Consider the following 16,963-nt stretch of genomic DNA (forward strand, 5'->3'; position numbering starts at 1 on the left):
CACCCACAGGCCCGCGCTCCGCGCGGGCCTGACGGATCGCGGCGTCGGTCGCCGCGGCCGGCTAGGTCAGGAGACCGCGGCCGGCAGGGTCAGCAGGGCGGTGGCCGGCCGGCTCAGGAGGCGGTGGCGAGGGACTCCCGCAGGCGCGCCAGCACCTCGTCCCGGGTGCCGCGTCCGGTGAAGCCCGCGGCCAGGCGGTGCCCGCCACCGCCGAGCGCGACCGCGACCGCGGCGACGTCGCGCGCGCCCTTGCTGCGCAGGGACACCGACCACTCCCGCTCGCCGAGCTGCTTGAGGACGCAGGCGACATCGGCCTCCGCGGCGCCGCGGACCGAGTCGATCAGCGCCTCCATGACGTACGGCTCCTGCCGGTGGGTGGCCAGGTCGGCGAGCGTGACGTACGCCCAGACCAGGCCGGCGCCGCCGGCCGCCGCCGGCTCCAGCTCCGCCCGGCTGAGCGCGTCGCCGAACAGCCGCACCGCGCCGAAGGGCCGCGAGTCCAGAACCCGCTGCGAGATCTCCCCCGGCCGCAGCCCGGTGCGCAGCAGCCGCGCCGCCAGCTCGTGCACGGCCGGCGTGGTGAGGTCGAACTTGAACGAGCCGGTGTCGGTCACGAGCGCGATGTAGAGGCACTCGGCGATGCGGGCGTCCAGCGGGTAGTCGAGCCGGCGCAGCAGCTCCGCCGCCACCACCGAGGTGGCCGCGGCGTGCGGGTCGATCAGCGGCAGCGTGCCGAAGCCGCCGTTGGACGCGTGGTGGTCCAGCACCACCGACACCCCGGCGGTCTCCAGCCGGCCGGCCAGCCTGCCCAGCCGGGCCGGGCTGGCGGCGTCGAAGCACATCAGCAGGTCGGGCGCGGCGACGGCGTCGTCCTCATCGACGAGCAGCTCCAGACCGGGAATCTGCCGGAACGGGACCGGCAGCGTCGACGGGCCCGGGAAGGTCGCCTGGAGCCGGGTGAAGCCGGCGGCCCGCAGCGCCAGTCCGACGCCGAGCATGCTGCCGAGCGCGTCGCCGTCCGGATTGACGTGGCAGACCAGGAGGACGGCGGCGTCGGGCGGCAGCGCGCGGACCGCATCCACCGCCGCCCGCCACCGCGGGGCCGCGATCCCGGACGCCGGGGCCACCTCGTCCTCGGTCACCGTCGACCCTCCATGCTCTCCGCCGCGTCGGCGGCGCCGGGCCCGGCGTCCGCGCCGTCGTCGGAGTCCACATCGGACTCTAGTCGGTACGGCTGGGTGTCGCCCGCGAAGCGCGCCCCCGCCGCCCGGCGCTGGACCTCGGCGTCGGCCTCCCGGGCCGCCTCCAGCAGCTCGTCGATGTGCTGGACGTGGTCGTGCACCTCGTCCAGCACGAAGGCGATCGTCGGCGAGTGGCGCAGGCCCAGCGCCTTGCCCACGGTACTGCGGACCATGCCCTTGGCGCTGTCCAGCGCGGCGGCGGTGCCGGCCTGGGCGGCGCTGTCGCCGAGGACCGTGTAGAAGACGGTGGCCTCGCGCAGGTCGGCGGTCAACCGGGCGTCGGTGATCGTCAGCATCCCCAGCCGCGGGTCCTTGATCTGCGTGCGGACCACCGAGGCCACCAGCTCCTTCACCCGCTCCGCGTGCCGCCGTACCTTGGCCTGGTCGCTCATCCGCGACCACCTCCACTCTCGCTGACGCCCGTCTCCGTCTCGCTGGCGCCGGACCCGCGGGTGCAGTGCCGCGCGGACGGACGCCCTACCGGCGGGAGTGGCCCACGGGCCGGGGTTCCCGCTACGTCGACCCTACCCGGCGGCCGGCGGCGGCGGCCGGCGCGCTGCGTGGCGACACCCCGGTCCCGGCCGGGCCGCGGGCGGTCAGTCGTCGGCGCCGTACAGCCGCCGCCGGACCGACAGCAGCGTGATCTCCGGGCGCCCGGCGACGGCCCGCTCGCACGTGTCGAGCACGTGGGTGACCTGGCCCGGACCGGCCGCCACGGCGGCGACCCCGATCCGCGCGCGCCCGTACAGGTCCAGCTCCCCCACCTCGGCGGCGGCCACCTCGAAGCGGCGCAGGGCGGCGATGATCGGCCGCACGTACCCGCGCTTGCCCTTCAGCGACCGCGCGTCGTCGGGCAGCAGGACGTCGAACTCCGCCGTAGCCGTGTACATGGTGGCCCACGCTACGGCAGACGCGCCGAGGGCGGGTGCCGGTCGGCACCCGCCCTCGTACGTCGTCACATCCGGGTCAGGCGCGGGGCTTCTCCCGCATCTCGAAGGTCTCGATGGTGTCGCCGACCTGGATGTTGTTGTAGTTGCTCAGCGTCAGACCACACTCGAAGCCCTCGCGGACCTCGGTGGCGTCGTCCTTGAACCGCTTGAGGCTGGACAGCGTGAGGTTGTCCGCCACCACGACGCCGTCCCGGACGAGCCGGGCCTTGGCGTTGCGGCGCAGGATCCCCGAGCGGACCATACAGCCGGCGATGTTGCCGATCTTGGACGAACGGAAGACCTCGCGGACCTCCGCCGAGCCCAGCTCGACCTGCTCGAACTCCGGCTTGAGCAGACCCTTCAGGGCCGCCTCGATCTCCTCCAGGGCCTGGTAGATGACCGTGTAGTACCGGATCTCCACACCCTCGCGCTCGGCCAGGGTCTCGATGCCCTTGCCCTGCGCCCGGACGTTGTAGCCCACGATGATCGCGTCCGAGGCCGACGCCAGCATGACGTTGCTCTCGGTGATCGCGCCGACGCCGCGGTCGAGGATCTTGAGCTGAACCTCTTCCGGGATGTCGAGCTTGAACAGCGCGTCCTCCAGGGCCTCGACCGAACCGGAGACGTCGCCCTTCAGGATCAGGGTGAGCGAGCTCTTCTCGCCCTCCTTGATCTGATCCATGAAGTTCTCCAGCGTCGCCCGGCCGCGGGAGTTGGCGAAGCTCGCCGCCCGCCGCCGCGCCTGCCGCTGCTCCGCGATCTGCCGCACCGTGCGGTCGTCCGAGGCCGCGAGGAACGTGTCGCCCGCGCTCGGCACCGAGGTGAGACCCAGGACCAGCACCGGCCGGGACGGGCCCGCCTCGGTGACGGCCTGGCCGTTGTCGTCGAGCATCGCCCGGACGCGGCCGTGCGCGCCACCGGCGACGATCGAGTCGCCCGCCTTCAGCGTGCCCTTCTGCACCAGGACGGTCGCGACGGCGCCGCGGCCCTTGTCCAGGTGCGCCTCGATGGCCACGCCCTGCGCCGGGCCGTCGATCGGAGCGGTCAGCTCCAGCGACGCGTCGGCGGTCAGGAGTACCGCGTTGAGCAGCTCGTCGATGCCGGTGCCGGGCTTGGCCGCGACGTTGACGAACATGGTGTCGCCGCCGTACTCCTCGGCCACCAGCCCGTACTCGGTGAGCTGCTGGCGCACCTTGTCCGGGTTGGCATCCGGCTTGTCCACCTTGTTCACCGCGACCACGATCGGAACCTCGGCGGCCCGGGCGTGGTTGAGCGCCTCGATGGTCTGCGGCATCACGCCGTCGTCGGCCGCCACGACCAGGATCACGATGTCGGTGACCTGGGCGCCGCGGGCACGCATGGCGGTGAACGCCTCGTGACCCGGGGTGTCGATCAGGGTGATCGCCCGGTCCACCTCGTCGTGCATGACGTGCACCTGGTACGCGCCGATGTGCTGGGTGATGCCACCGGCCTCACCCGCGACGACGTCGGCCTTGCGGATCGCGTCGAGCAGCTTGGTCTTACCGTGGTCGACGTGACCCATGACGGTCACCACCGGCGCCCGGCTGACCAGCCGGTCCTCGGCCACCGCGGCGTCGAGGTCGATGTTGAACTGCGCGAGCAGCTCGCGGTCCTCGTCCTCGGGGCTGACGATCTGCACGTCGAAACCGAGGTGCTCGCCGATCAGCAGCAGCGTGTCATCCGAGCACGACTGCGTCGCCGTGACCATCTCGCCCAGGTTGAACATCTCCTGGACGAGCGAGCCCGGGTTCGCGTTGATCTTGTCGGCGAAGTCCGACAGCGAGGCACCGCGCGACAGCCGGATCGTCTGACCCTGACCGCGCGGGGCGCCCGAGCTCATCGTCGGGGCCGACAGGTTGTCGAACTCCTGTCTGCGCTGCTTCTTCGACTTGCGCCCGCGCGCCGGCTTGCCGCCGGGACGCCCGAAGGCACCCGCGGCGCCGCCACCGCGGCCGCGGCCGCCACCACCGGGCCGGCCGCCGCCACCGGGACCGCCGCGGAAGCCGCCGCCGGCACCCGGCGCACCGCCGCCACCGCCGCCGGGACCGCCGCGGTAGCCACCGCCGCCGCCGGCGCCGCCGCCCGGACCGCCGCGGTAGCCGCCACCGGCACCACCGGCGCCGCCACCGGGACCGCCGCGGAAGCCACCGCCGCCGCCACCGGGACCGCCGCGACCGCCGCCGGGACCACCCCGGCCGCCGGCCGGGCCGCCGCCGGGCCGACCCGGCTGCCGCGCCGGCATGGACGCCGGGCTCGGCCGCGGCGGCATGGAGGCCGGGCTGGGCCGCGGGGGCATTCCGGGCGCGCCGCCGCCGGGACGGGGCGGTGCCCCGCCCGCCCGCGGGCTGCCCGGCGTGATGCCGAACGGGTTGTTGCCGCCGCTGCGGGCCGGCGGACGTCCGCCGGGACCCGGTCGCGGGCCGGCGCCGCCGCCGGCACCCGGCTGGCCGGGCGCACCCGGGCCACTCGGCCGCGGCATGGCGGCCGGCGAGCCGGGCCGGGGCGGCATCGAGCCGGGGCCCGGCCGCGGCGACGTCCCCGCCGCACCGCCGGACTCCCCGCCGGGCCGGCCCTCGGCCTGCCGCTGCTTGGCGGCGCGGACGGCCGCCTCCTGCTCCTTCTTGAGGGCCGCGGCGCGCTGCTCAGCGGCCTCGACCTCGATGTCGTGCGCGCTCTTCGCCGCCGCCGGGGCCGGGGTCACGACCTTCGGCGCGGGCGGACCCGGCACCGGGGCCTTGGGGCCGGGCCGGGGAGCCGCGGCCTTCGGGCCGGGACGCGGGGGCGCCGGCCTCGCGGACACCTGCGGCGCCGCGGGCGCCGCCGGGGCGGCGGCGGACGCAGCCGCCCCGGCCGCCGGAGCCACGGGAGCCGCGGGGGCCGCCGGGGCGGGGGTCGCGGGCGACGAACCGGCTACGAACGCGTTGCGCAGCCGTCGGGCAACGGGGGCCTCGACGGTGCTGGATGCGGATTTGACGAACTCGCCCATCTCCTTGAGCTTGGCGAGAACGGTCTTACTCTCGACCCCGAGCTCTTTGGCGAGCTCGTGTACGCGGGCCTTGCCTGCCACTGCACTCCTCACTGTGCGAGGTCGTGCGGACAGCCCGCAGCGACCTCAATCGTGCACTTGAAGCCTGGTCATCTGAGCGACTTCATCGTGTGCTCATGTCGGTCGTCCTACCTTGCTGGTCTCAGGTGCGCCGTGAAGGCCGCCACCGTCTGTGGTTCCGGGCGGCGCGCTGACCGCCCGGAGGTGCTCGGCGAGCGGACTGGTGTCGGGGACCCCAGGTCTGCGGAACGCGCGCCCGAAGGCGCGGCGCCGCTCCGCCAGCGCGAGACAGGCCGGGTCGGGGTGCAGGTGCGCACCTCGGCCCGACAGTCGCCGCCGCGGGTCGGGCTGGACGGACCAGCCCGGGACCGTATCGCGGACGACGACACGTACGAGTTGCGACGCGGGGGCGCGTTCCCGACACCCCACACACATCCTGACAGGCTTCTCCGTCGCCCCGGTGGGCCCCGCCGTCGAGCGGACGGGCGAACCGGAGGCTGACGGGCCAGAGGATGGCGAACCGTCAGAGGGGCCGTCACGAGATGGCAGGCCGTCGGACGGCGCGCCACGCGTCAGTGGGAGTCTACCCCGCGCGCCCCGTGATCGTGTCGGCCGGTCCGCTCCCGGCCCGTCCCTCACTCTGCGTCGGCGAGCGCGTGCGGGTCGGCACCCCGGTCGCCGCCCGCCGCGCCCTCGGCCGGGGCGGGCTCGGCCGGCGGGGCGTCCGAGCGGATGTCGATCCGCCAGCCCGTCAGGCGGGCCGCGAGCCGCGCGTTCTGCCCCTCCCGGCCGATCGCCAGCGAGAGCTGGTAGTCCGGGACGGTCACCCGCGCCGTCCGGGCACCGGCGTCCACCACCTCGACCTTGAGCGCCTTGGCCGGTGACAGCGAGTTACCGACGAACTGGGCGGCGTCGTCCGACCAGTCGATGATGTCGATCTTCTCGCCGTGCAGCTCGCTCATCACGGCGCGGACCCGCTGCCCCATCGGCCCGATGCAGGCGCCCTTGGCGTTGACGCCGGACACCGTCGAGCGCACGGCGATCTTGGTGCGGTGCCCCGCCTCGCGGGCGATGGCGGCGATCTCCACCGTCCCGTCGGCGATCTCGGGCACCTCCAGCGCGAACAGCTTCCTGACCAGGCTCGGGTGCGACCGCGACACGGTGACCTGGGGGCCGCGGAAGCCGCGGGTCACGTGGACGACGACGGCGCGGATGCGCTGGCCGTGCGGGTACTTCTCGCCCGGCACCTGCTCAGCCTGGGGCAGTACCGCCTCCAGCTTGCCGAGGTCGATCGAGACGATGCCCTTCTCCAGTCGCGCCTCGTGCGCCTGGACGACCCCGGTCACCAGGTCGCCGTCGCGGCCGACGTACTCGCCGAAGTGGGCGTCGTCGGTGGCCTCCCGCAGCCGCTGCAGGATCACCTGCTTGGCGGTCATGGCGGCGATCCGGCCGAAGTCGTGCGGGGTGTCGTCGTACTCCCGCACCACGGCGCCCTCGGCGTCCGTCTCCTGGGCCAGCACGCTGGCGGCGCCGGTCTTGCGGTCGATGTCGATGCGGGCGTGCGGCTGGGCGCCCTCGGTGTGCCGGTACGCGGTCAGCAGCGCCGTCTCGATCGCGCCGAGGATGGTCTCGAACGGGATCTCCCGCTCCCGCTCCAGCGCCCGCAGCGCCGCGAGGTCGATGTTCACCTCAGGTCACCTTCCTCATCCTCGTCGGCGGCGATCTGGTCGAGGTCCTCGTCGGCGATCTCGTCCATCCGCTGGAACTCCACCTGGACCCGGCCCGGGCCCAGGTGGTCGTACGCACAGCTCTGGTGCTCCCCGTCGACGTCCAGGACGACCGCCGCGTCGTCGGCGGCCACCACCCGGCCGGTCAGCGCGGTGTCGCCGTCGTCGGTGCGCCGGGTCACCTTCACCAGCCGGCCGACGCTGCGCCGCCAGTGGCGGGGCAGGCGCAGCGGCCGGTCGGTGCCGGGCGAGCCCACCTCCAGGCTGTACTCGCCGTCGAACAGCGGGCTGCCCGCCTCCTCGGCGGCGTCCAGGGCCTGGGAGACCGCCCGGGACACCTCGGCGACGTCGTCGAGCGAGACGCCGCCGTCGGCGTCGACGACCACCCGCAGCACGCTGCGGCGGCCGGCCCGGGACAGCGTCAGGTCCTCCAGGTCGCAGCCGGCGGCGACGACGACCGGTTCGACCACGGCGCGGACCCGGTCACGCCGGGTGGCCTCGGAGCCGCCGCCGTGCTGGGTGCGTACCCGCGCCGCCGCCTCGCCGCGGACGCCGGCCGCCCGGCCGGGCGCCGCCCCCGAGCGACCCGAGCGCGACTCGGCGGGGCGTCCGCCGGCCCGACCGCGTGACATCACGACTGCACTCCCCTTCGCCGGGCGTCGGCACTGTCCGCCCCGTCGGTCCACCGACGCCGCCCCGACCCGCATCCGCGCCCGTGCCTGGCGACGCGAGACGCGGCCCCCGGGGCATCCCCGACGGCCACGCAGAGCCTAACGCGCGCGCCCCAGCGGCGGACGGCAAGCCAGCGGGACTCCGCCGACATCACACACCGGGGTGGCGCGGGCACGGTGCGGCGGGGCCGATGGTGTTCACTGGAGAGCGATGTCTCGCCACCACGCCGCCGCGCCCGGCACCGCCCCGGCGGCCGCCCGGCCGGCCTCCGCCCTCCCCGCCCGCGGTGCCGCCGCCGCGGCGCCGCGCGCCAGCTCACCACACGCGACGCTGCCACCCGCGACGCTGCCACCCGCGACGCTGCCACCCGCGGAGCCGCTGCCCGCCGGGCCGCTGCGCTGCGCGGCGCTGCCACCCGCGGCGCCGGCGCGTACCGGCGCGCCGCGGGCCACGGCGCCGCGCGCCACCCCGCGGCGGGCGGTCCTCGGGGCGGTGGGCCTGGCCGCCCTGGCCGGGGTGGGCGGCTGCGGCCTGTTCCGCGACGACCCGGCGCCGCCGCACCCGCTCGCCCCGCTGCTGGCGGAGACCGACGCGCTGGTCGCGGCGTACGGCCGGACCATGGCGGCCCAGCCGGCCCTCGCCGCGCGCCTGGAGCCCGTGCACGCCGCCCACACCGCCCACGCCGCCGCGCTGCGGGCGGCGATCGGGGCCGGCGCCGGGACGCCCGCGCCGGACGCCGGCGCGGCCGCGCCGGGCGTCGCCGCGCTGCGGCGGGCCGAGCAGGCGGCCCAGCGGGCGGCCGCGGCGGCGTGCCTGAGCGCCGACGGGGTCCGGGCGACGCTGCTGGGCGAGATCGCCGCGGCCCGCGCCACGCACCTGGAGGTCCTGCCGTGACGGCGCCCCTGCCCCAGCAGCGGCTCGCCGAGACGCTGGCCGGCGAGCACGCCGCCATCTACGCGTACGGCGCGCTCGGGGTCCGCCTGCCGGCGGCGCAGGCGGCGGTCGCCCGGCGCGCGGAGGCCGCCCACCGGGACCGCCGCGACGCCCTGCTGCTGCGCCTGGACTCCGACGGCGGCAACCCGCCGGCCGCCCGGCCGGCGTACGCGCTGCCGTTCGCCGTGGCCGACGCCGCCGCGGCCCGCCGCCTCGCCGTCCACGTCGAGGAGCGCACGGCCGGCCTGTGGCGGGCCGCCCTCGGCGTGACGGAGGGGCCGGCCCGCCAGCTCGCGCTGACGGGGCTGACGGAGTCGGCGCTGTGGGCGGCCCGCTGGCGCCGGTACAGCGGCCAGGCGCCGTCCACGGTCGTCTTCCCGGGTCGCCCGGCGGGCTGAGCCGGGCCGCTCAGGCGGCGCCGACGCCGATCCACGCCCCGATCGCGTACGTCGCGCCGGCCGCCGCCGCCCCGAGGACGAGCTGGCGCACGCCGGAGCCCCAGGGCGACCGCCCCGTGAACCGCGCGACGAGCGCCCCGGCGGCGAACAGACCCAGACCGCCGACCGCGAGTGCGAGCCACAGGTGCGGCAGCCCGACCAGGTACGGCAGCAGCGGCACCAGCGCGCCCACCGAGAAGCAGGCGAACGAGGATGTCGCCGCCGTCCACGGGCTCGGCCGCGCGTCGGGGTCCACGCCCAGCTCCTCCCGCACGTGCACGCGCAGGGCCTCGGCGGGGTTCCGCTTCAGGACGTCGGCGACCTGGTGGGCCAGCGCGGCGGGCAGGCCGCGGGCGATCCAGACTCCCGCGATCTCGGCGGCCTCGGCGTCGGGGAACCGCTCCAGCTCGCGGCGCTCCTTGGCCACCTCGGCGGCGATCTGCTCGTTCTGCGCCCGGACGCTGGTGAACTCGCCGAGTCCCATGGAGACGGCGCCGGCCACCAGGCCGGCCACGCCGGTGAGGACGAGGGTGCGGTCGGCGACCCCGCCGCCGCCGACGCCCGCGATGAGGGCGATGTTCGTCACGAGGCCGTCCATGGCGCCGAAGGTCGCGGCGCGCAGCCAGCCGCCGCTGACGTCGGCGTGGTGGTCCCGGTGGGCGGCCGCGGGCAGGGGGCCGGGCATCCCTACGGGAGGGTCAGGATCTCGTGGCCGTCGTCGGTCACGACGACGGTGTGCTCGAACTGCGCGGTCCACCGGCGGTCGGCGGTGACGACCGTCCAGCCGTCGTCCCACAGCTCGTACTCGTGGGTGCCCAGTGTGATCATCGGCTCGATCGTGAAGGTCATCCCCGGCTCCATCACGACGTCGAGCTGGGGGTTGTCGTAGTGGGGCACGTACAGGCCACTGTGGAACGCCTCGCCGATGCCGTGGCCGGTGAAGTCCCGGACGACGCCGTAGCCGAACCGCCGCGCGTACGCCGAGATGACCCGGCCGACGGCGTTGAGCTGCCGGCCCGGGGCGACCGCGCGGATGCCGCGCATCATCGCCTCGCGGGTGCGCGCGACGAGCAGCGCGGCCTCCTCCGCCACGTCGCCGACGCAGAACGTGGCGTCGGTGTCGCCGTGCACGCCGTGCAGGAACGCGGTGACGTCCACGTTGACGATGTCGCCGTCGCGGATCACCGTGGAGTCCGGGATGCCGTGGCAGATGACCTCGTTGAGCGAGGTGCAGCAGGACTTCGGGAAACCCTTGTAGCCCAGGGTCGACGGGTAGGCACCGTGATCGCAGAGGAACTCGTGCACGACCCGGTCGACCTCGTCGGTGGTGACGCCGGGCTTGCAGTGCTCACCGGCGAGCTGCACGGCCTGCGCCGCGACCCGGCCGGCCACCCGCATCTTCTCGATGGTCTCCGCCGTCTGCACGTGGGAGCCGGTCCAGCGCCGCGGCCCGGGCCGGCCGACGTACTCGGGCCGGGCGATGTGCCCGGGTACGGGGCGCGGCGGCGTCTGGGTGCCGGGGGTGATCGGGGCGCGGTCGCTCATCCCGCCAGCGTAGCGTCGCGGCGCCGGCGGGCGGGCCGCGGTCGCGCCGGGGCCTCACGTCGTGTCATGTCGTCGTTACGAGGGGAACCCGACACTGGTGACATCGGGGCGCAGTCTCGGATAAAGTCGCTCACCGCACCCGGCCAGCGCGGGGAGGACCGCCGGATGGACATCCACGTACATACCGACGGCGGCATCGACGCCGCCCTCGACCTGGCCCACTGGATCGCCGCCGACCCCGGCGTCCCGCCGGAGGCGTCGCCGGTGCCCGCGGCGCCCGCCCCCGGCAGCATGTCCGCGACCACCGACGTCCTCCAGTTCGCCGTCGGCAACGCCATCGCGCTCGGCGCGCTGCTGGTCTCCGTCGCCCAGTGGCGGCAGTCGCGGCCGGTCCGGCCGACGGTCCGGCTCACCGCGGTGCGGCCCGACGGCGCCAGCGTGACGGTCGAGTCCGACGACCCCGCCACGCTCGCCGCCGCCGTGCGCGAGCTGGGCGGCACCTGACCCGATGGCCCGGCTCGCCGATCCGAGCGCGTCGCGGGCGGTGCTCATCGGCACCGCCCGCTACGACCACCTCCCCGCCCTGCCCGCGGTCGCCGGCAACCTCGACGGCGTGGGCGGGGCGCTGCGCGACCCGCTGCTGTGGGGCCTGCCCGCCGACAACTGCCGGCTGCTGCTCGACCCGGTGACCCCGCGCGAGGTCGACATCGCCCTGTCCGAGGCCGCCGGGGCCGTGCGGCCGGGCGGCCTGCTGCTGGTGTACTTCGCCGGGCACGGGCTGGTCGACGTGGACAGTCGGGACCTGTTCCTGGCGCTGCGCGACACGGTCCCGACCGCGATGCACGCCACGGCGGTGCCCTACGACTGGGTCCGGCGCAACGTGCGCCGCAGCGCGGCCGACCGCCGCGTGGTGATCCTGGACTGCTGCTACGCCGGCCGGGCCGAGATGTCCGCGCCGCACACCGGGTCGGCGATGCTCGCCGACAAGGCCCGGATCGACAAGAGCTGCCTGCTCGTGGCCGCGGCCGCCACCGAGGCGGCGCGGGCACCGGCGGGCGAGCCGTTCACCGCGTTCACCGGCGCGCTCGTCGGGCTGCTGCGCGCCGGGCTGCCCGGCGGACCGCGGCTGCTGGACGTCAAGACGATCTGGGAGACACTGCGCGACCGGCTGCTCAACGCCGGGTACCCCCGGCCGGAGGTCCGCGCGCGCAACTCCGGCGACGACATCCCGCTGGTCCGCAACGCCGCCCTGCACAGCCACGACCTGGCCGGCCGGGTGCTCGTCGCCGCCCCCCACGTGACCGGGCCGGACCTGCGCGAGGCGGTTCTGCTGATCCTGCGCTACGACCCCGAGTGCGGCGCGGTCGCCGTCCGCCTCAACCAGCCCACCGCCCAGCCGGCCGCCGCCGTGGCCGGCCACTGGGAGCACCTGCTCAGCGACCCCCCGGTCGTCTTCGACGGCGGCCCGGTGCACACCCCCGGGTACCTGGCACTGGCCCAGCTACGGCCCGACGCCGCCGCGCCGACGCGGTTCACGCCGGTCGCCGGGCGGCTCGGCACGCTGGCGCTGTCCGCCGACCCCAGCGATATGGACAGCTACATCGGGGACCTGCGGCTGTGCGCCGGCTACCTCGGCTGGGGACCCGGCGAGCTGGAGTCCGACTTGGAGTCGGGCCTGCTGCACGTCGTCGAGGAGGCGCCCGACGCCCCGTTCTCCCCCCGGCCCGGCGAACTCTGGCACGAGTTGCAGACGTAGCCCATGAGCACCCCACCGACCGGAGCCGGCTCGTACGCGCTGGTGGACCACCTCGCCCACGCCGTCCGGCGCGGCGAGCACCTGACGCTGCTCGTGGGCGCGGGAATCAGCGTGCCCGCCGTCCCCGGCGTCGCCGACATGCTCGCCCTCGCCGACGACTACGCCGAGGGCCGCGACGACCTGGAGGAGCTGACCGGCGCGCTGGCCCAGGCCCGCGCGGCCGGCGACGCCCCGGGTGCGGTGTACCGGGCGTACCACCAGGCCTTCGCGAGCTGGATCGCCGGCAGCGAGTTCGACGTGGTGGCGCAGGAGGCCGTCCTGCACGCCTACCAGCCCAGCGTGCGCGCGCACTCCGCCCTGGCCACCCACGGCGTCTGGCAGCGGCTGGACAACCGCATCGGCGAGCGCCTGGAAGCCGACCTGGACGCCTGGCGGATCCCGGACGGCGTCGCCGCGCTCGGCCGGCTGCTCGCCCGGCGGCCCGCGCAGTTCGGCAACCGGCTGCTGACCACGAACTTCGACCCGCTGGTGGAGATCGCCATCCGCCGGGCCGGCGGCCGGGCCAGCCCGCTGACCCTGACCGAGGAGGGGACGGCGCCCACGCCGCTGCTGGCCGCGGACGCCGTGCGGATCTTCCACCTGCACGGGTACTGGCGCCCCGTCCGCCCGGCCGAGCGGCGCGGGATGCTGCACGACCCGCACCGGCTGCGGGGGGCGGGCGCCGGCCACTCGGCGGCGCTGGCCCGGCTGCTGCGCGGCGACACGGTCTGCGTGGTCGGGTACGGCGGCGCGGACGACGCGTTCCTGCGCGCGCTGCGCCAGGTCAGCCACCGGGCCACCGTGGTGTGGGCGCTGCACGAGGCCGACCCGGCGCTCGCGCAGGCGCAGCGCGACCGGCTGACCGCCGCGCTGACCGACCACCGCAGCCCGCTGGTGTTCGGCGACGTCGCCGCCGACCTGCTGTTCCCCGCGCTCGCCGACCGGCTCGGGGTGCCGGCCCAGCCGCGGATCCCGCGGACGCGGCGCCGGTACCGGCAGCGCGGCTGGGAGCGGGAGCTGGTCTCCGAGCCGACCAACACCCCGCCGGCCGGCGCCCGGGACCTGCTGGAGCAGTTGGACCGCCGCTTCGGCTGGGAGTTCCACCAGCCGCCGGACACGCCGCCGGTCGCGCCGGGGCTGCTGTACTGGCCGATCCGGCTGCGGGAGAGCGCGTCGCTGATCCACGCCGTGCAGGCGCTCGCCGCCGCCGCGCTGTCGGCGCGCGGGGTGCCGGTGACGGTGTGCCTGGACGACTTCGGCGTCACCCAGCGTTACCGGTACACCCACCGGTTCACCGCCGACCTGCGCCGCTGGTTCGCCCTGGTGCCCGACGCGGCGCCCCCGCAGATCGTGTCGCTGCAGGACTTCGTGGAGCGGCACGACGTCGTCGCCGACCCGAGCGCCCTGCTGCGCCCGGTCCGGCCGTGGGCGGTGGCGCAGGAGGCGTACGGCGAGCGCAACCCGTCCCTGTACAGCGTGCTGGTCGCCACCAAGGTGCTGCCCGACGTCCCCGTCGAGCGGCTGATCGACGCCGGCCCGGCGGTCGTGCAGGCGCTGCTGGCCACCAACGCGCGCCGGCTGCTCACCCCGCTGACCGTGTGGGCGCACCTGAACCACCTGCTCCTGGACCGGCCGAGCCATGCGGTGATCACGCTCAGTGGCCAGGACGAGCGGCCGTTCTGGCAGTTGTGGCGGGAGGTGTTCGACTACGACCTGCACCAGTTGTGCAATCCCCGGGCGGAGAGCCTCAGCAACGACTCGCTGATGCTGCGCTGGACCGAACCGGACGAACTGGCCGACCACCTCACCCGGGCGCACGCGCTGCCGGACTGGGACGCCCACGGCGGGTACCTGCACTGGCTGGTCCAGCACGCCGTGCTGCTGCCGCTGTACCTGACGGCCCACCAGACCCCGACGATCGGGCAGCACCGGCTGGACTGCTGGGCGTCGGTGCGCGAGGCGGTGCGCGAGGACCCCGCGGCACTACGGACCGTGGCCGAGCGGGTCTCGCGCCTGTACCTGCCCGCCTCGCCCGGCGACGGGCCGGCGCGACCCTGACGACAGGGGTTCCGCTGCGGGGGTCGGCGGGGTTAACCTCGGACAATGACGATCAGCGCGGAAGTTCCGGCGTTCCCCGGCGCCGCGCCGGACGGCATCGGGGTGCGCGAGCCCGACACCAGCCGGCACCCCATCCCCGGCGAGGAGGCGGTCACCGACGGTCACGCCTCGGCGGTCGCGTTCGACCACGCGGTGGAGGTCATCGACGACCTGGGCACCGCGCTGGCCGAGACCAGCGAGTGGCTGGGCACCCCGCTGGCGACGTACGTCAGCGGCGCGGCGGGCACGGCCGAGCTGTCCGGCTGGATCGAGTCGGGGCCGGCGGTCGCCGCCAGCAAGGAGGCGCTGGCGCGCCTGCAGACCGCCGTCGAGGTGATCGACATCTTCGCGGCCGTCAACCGCCCGACCGACGCGAAGGCGTGGCTGCGCGAGGTGTCCACCGAGACCGTCGGGCGCAGCCCGGCGCAGCTACTGCGGTACGCCCGGCATGAGCGGCTCCTGGGCCAGATCCGGCACGCCGCCACCCGGCACGCCCACGACACCCGGGACTGACCGGACCGGCACCGCCTCCCGCCGACGACCCCGCCCGGTGGCACGGGGTGGGGATTTCCCCGATGTTCGGTGCGCGCCCCGGCGACGAGGGTGGACCGCACGGCCGCTGCCCGCGGCCGGGTCGACACACCCCCAGGGGAGACAGATGAACACCACGCTCCGGTCGGCGCTGGCCGCCGCCGGCACCGCCGTCCTCACCGGCACCGCCGTCCTCGCCGGAGGGGCCGCGCCGGCGCTCGCCGGCCCCACCTACACCTACGACGTCACCGTCCGGACGGGCGACCGGGAGAACGCCGGGACCAGTGCCGGCGTGTTCCTGACCCTCTACGGCGACGACGACCGCAGCGCCGAGATCCGGCTCGACAACGAGGGCCACGACGACTTCGAGCGCGGGCAGACCGACCGGTTCCGGGTCAGGACGCCGGTGCGGCTCGGCCGGCTGCTGACGGTGCGGATCCGGCACGACGACCGCGGCAAGAAGCCCGGCTGGTACCTGGAGCACATCCGGGTGGACCGGGCCGGCGAGGACAATGACGCCCGGTTCGCGTTCCACCGCTGGCTGGCCAGGGGCCAGGCCGACAACGCCATCTGCCTGCTCCAGCACCGGCGCCCCGGCGAGCCCACCCCCTGCCCCTGACCCGGCCGGCCGGGCGCGCCCAGACCGGTCAGCCCGCCGGCACGGGGGTGAGCGGGCCGTTGAGGTAGCGGCTGGCGTGACCCGGCCAGTCGACGCAGGCGTCGAGCCGCTGGCGCATCCGGGCGGGGTCGGGGCGCTGGTCCGGGGTCCAGACCACCTGCTTGCCCGGCCCGTCGGCCCGCTGCACGCAGAGCTGGCCGCGGGAGTCGATCAGCAGGACCGACCGCGGGGCGGAGTGGGTACCGGTCACCCGGATGTCCAGCGGCAGGCCGGCGGCGACACACTCGGCGACCAGCTCGCGCAGCCGGTCGAGGACGTCCGGCCCGGGCAGCACGGCGGGCCGGCGCTCGGCCTTGCCGGCGGGGACCGCGGCGTGCAGCACCCAGTACCGCACGCCGCGGTCCAGCAGGTCGTCGCGGAGCCGGCGCAGCGCGTCGCCGTCCTCGTTGTGCCGCCCGACCACCGTCTGCACGCTGCACGGCACGTCCGCCTCGGCGAGCCGCCGCAGCGTGGCGTGGGCGGCGTCGAACGCGCTGGTACCGCGCGGCAGGTAGCGGGTGTTGATCGGGCGCGCGCGGTCGTGCACCCGGCGGTCGGCGCTGTCCACCGACACCCGCACGTGCGCGCCCGCCCGGCGCAGGGCGGGCAGCAGCGGGTCGACGTCCCCCGCCCCCGAGGTGTCCAGCACCACCCGCTTGTGCCGGCTGAGCCGGTCGATGAGCTGCGCCGCCCGGACCGGCGCGACGATCGGGTCGCCGCCGGTGACGACCGCGACCAGGGCCGGGATCAGCGTGGCGGTGCGGTCCACGGCGTCGACCTCGCGGGCGCGCTCGGTGTCCCGGTACGGGATCATCAGGTCGTCGGCGTGGCAGTAGACGCAGCGCAGCGGGCAGTGGGCCGTGCTGAAGCAGTTGACCAGCAGCGGCCGGGTCAGCGGCGGCAGCTCGCCGAGCCGGCCGAGGACCGAGCGGCCCTGGTTCGGCCGCGGCGGCGTCGGCGGGTCCGTGACGCAGATCCCGAGCGCGGCCAGCGCCCGCACCCGGGCCGCCTCGGCGGCGCGGACCGGGCGGGCGCCGACGGCCAGCCGGCGCAGCAGGTCGGCGTGCGCGCGGTCCAGGGCGAAGAAGTCGTCGCGGCGGCCGACGTAGGCCACCGCGCCGAAGGACTCGAAGCGGACGGTGGTGTCCACGCTGCGGGCGGCCGTCGCGGCGACCGGGGTCCGGGCGCGCACGCGCGGGGCCGGGCGGCTGATCACCCCGGGCACGGGCGCCCGCCCCGCGGACGGCGGATCGACCTGCCGGGGCGGCCCGACGGGACCGACGGCAGCGCGTCGGGGTCGCCCGGCCTGCGGGCGCGGACCGACCGTGGAG

At 76.2% G+C, this 16,963-nt stretch carries 17 protein-coding genes and 1 pseudogene; 7 read left to right on the forward strand and 11 right to left on the reverse strand.

Going from position 1 to position 16,963, the window contains the following annotated elements; translation table 11 throughout:
• Positions 1–113: 113 nt before the first annotated feature.
• The 8 genes and pseudogenes from IEY75_RS10125 to rimP form a co-directional block, all read right to left on the reverse strand.
• On the reverse strand, positions 114–1,142 hold the full coding sequence (locus IEY75_RS10125; protein ID WP_189114014.1) for a DHH family phosphoesterase: 1,029 nt from the start codon (positions 1,140–1,142) through the stop codon (positions 114–116).
• Positions 1,139–1,633 (reverse strand): 30S ribosome-binding factor RbfA, encoded by a 495-nt coding sequence (rbfA, locus tag IEY75_RS10130; protein WP_189114015.1) that lies wholly within the window; start codon positions 1,631–1,633, stop codon positions 1,139–1,141. Before rbfA ends, IEY75_RS10125 begins: the two co-directional genes overlap by 4 nt.
• 204 nt (positions 1,634–1,837) lie before the next feature.
• Positions 1,838–2,131, reverse strand: a complete 294-nt coding sequence (locus tag IEY75_RS10135; protein ID WP_189114016.1) for a DUF503 domain-containing protein — start codon at positions 2,129–2,131, stop codon at positions 1,838–1,840.
• A 76-nt stretch (positions 2,132–2,207) separates the two neighbouring features.
• Entirely contained in the window at positions 2,208–5,054 is a 2,847-nt protein-coding gene (gene infB, locus IEY75_RS10140; protein WP_444544007.1) for a translation initiation factor IF-2, read from the reverse strand.
• A pseudogene (locus IEY75_RS21550) lies at positions 5,054–5,258 on the reverse strand (translation initiation factor IF-2 N-terminal domain-containing protein); the annotation flags it as partial. The pseudogene IEY75_RS21550 and the gene infB, both read right to left, overlap by 1 nt.
• A gap of 93 nt (positions 5,259–5,351) precedes the next feature.
• Positions 5,352–5,672, reverse strand: coding sequence for a YlxR family protein (locus IEY75_RS10145; protein WP_189114018.1), 321 nt, complete (start codon positions 5,670–5,672; stop codon positions 5,352–5,354).
• A gap of 200 nt (positions 5,673–5,872) precedes the next feature.
• Positions 5,873–6,925, reverse strand: coding sequence for a transcription termination factor NusA (gene nusA, locus IEY75_RS10150; RefSeq protein ID WP_189114019.1), 1,053 nt, complete (start codon positions 6,923–6,925; stop codon positions 5,873–5,875).
• Positions 6,922–7,596, reverse strand: a complete 675-nt coding sequence (gene rimP, locus IEY75_RS10155) for a ribosome maturation factor RimP (RefSeq protein WP_189114020.1) — start codon at positions 7,594–7,596, stop codon at positions 6,922–6,924. The genes nusA and rimP overlap by 4 nt, the downstream gene beginning before the upstream one ends.
• A gap of 250 nt (positions 7,597–7,846) precedes the next feature.
• On the opposite strand from rimP, the gene IEY75_RS21470 reads away from it, so the two are divergent.
• On the forward strand, positions 7,847–8,530 hold the full coding sequence (locus tag IEY75_RS21470; protein WP_373290250.1) for a hypothetical protein: 684 nt from the start codon (positions 7,847–7,849) through the stop codon (positions 8,528–8,530).
• Positions 8,527–8,967: a ferritin-like domain-containing protein gene (locus tag IEY75_RS10165; RefSeq protein WP_189114021.1), complete on the forward strand. Its 441-nt coding sequence runs from the start codon at positions 8,527–8,529 to the stop codon at positions 8,965–8,967. The genes IEY75_RS21470 and IEY75_RS10165 overlap by 4 nt, the downstream gene beginning before the upstream one ends.
• A gap of 10 nt (positions 8,968–8,977) precedes the next feature.
• On the opposite strand, the gene IEY75_RS10170 is transcribed toward IEY75_RS10165, so the two are convergent.
• The gene (locus IEY75_RS10170) at positions 8,978–9,691 is read right to left on the reverse strand and encodes a VIT1/CCC1 transporter family protein (RefSeq protein ID WP_189114022.1); all 714 of its coding nucleotides are present in this window, start codon (positions 9,689–9,691) and stop codon (positions 8,978–8,980) included.
• A gap of 2 nt (positions 9,692–9,693) precedes the next feature.
• The gene (map, locus tag IEY75_RS10175) at positions 9,694–10,551 is read right to left on the reverse strand and encodes a type I methionyl aminopeptidase (RefSeq protein ID WP_189114023.1); all 858 of its coding nucleotides are present in this window, start codon (positions 10,549–10,551) and stop codon (positions 9,694–9,696) included.
• Positions 10,552–10,716: 165 nt separating this feature from the next.
• Between map and IEY75_RS10180 the strand changes: the two genes are divergently transcribed.
• The 5 genes from IEY75_RS10180 to IEY75_RS10200 all read left to right on the forward strand — a co-directional run bounded on the left by IEY75_RS10180 (position 10,717) and on the right by IEY75_RS10200 (position 15,593).
• Positions 10,717–11,055 carry an effector-associated constant component EACC1 gene (locus IEY75_RS10180; protein ID WP_189114024.1) on the forward strand — a complete coding sequence of 113 codons (339 nt, stop codon included), beginning with the start codon at positions 10,717–10,719 and terminating at the stop codon, positions 11,053–11,055.
• A 4-nt stretch (positions 11,056–11,059) separates the two neighbouring features.
• Positions 11,060–12,307, forward strand: a complete 1,248-nt coding sequence (locus IEY75_RS10185) for a YqgE/AlgH family protein (RefSeq protein ID WP_189114025.1) — start codon at positions 11,060–11,062, stop codon at positions 12,305–12,307.
• A gap of 3 nt (positions 12,308–12,310) precedes the next feature.
• Positions 12,311–14,404, forward strand: coding sequence for an SIR2 family protein (locus IEY75_RS10190; RefSeq protein ID WP_189114026.1), 2,094 nt, complete (start codon positions 12,311–12,313; stop codon positions 14,402–14,404).
• Positions 14,405–14,449: 45 nt separating this feature from the next.
• Positions 14,450–14,956 (forward strand): hypothetical protein, encoded by a 507-nt coding sequence (locus tag IEY75_RS10195; protein WP_189114027.1) that lies wholly within the window; start codon positions 14,450–14,452, stop codon positions 14,954–14,956.
• 145 nt (positions 14,957–15,101) lie between these two features.
• Positions 15,102–15,593 (forward strand): PLAT/LH2 domain-containing protein, encoded by a 492-nt coding sequence (locus IEY75_RS10200; protein ID WP_189114028.1) that lies wholly within the window; start codon positions 15,102–15,104, stop codon positions 15,591–15,593.
• Positions 15,594–15,621: 28 nt separating this feature from the next.
• Here the strand turns inward: IEY75_RS10200 and IEY75_RS10205 are convergent, their stop codons facing one another.
• Complete coding sequence (locus IEY75_RS10205) at positions 15,622–16,848, reverse strand: radical SAM protein (protein WP_229789511.1); 1,227 nt, start codon at positions 16,846–16,848, stop codon at positions 15,622–15,624.
• Between the last annotated feature and the right edge of the window lie 115 nt (positions 16,849–16,963).

This window comes from Pilimelia terevasa, assembly GCF_014647915.1.
Classification (GTDB): Bacteria; Actinomycetota; Actinomycetes; order Mycobacteriales; family Micromonosporaceae; genus Pilimelia; species Pilimelia terevasa.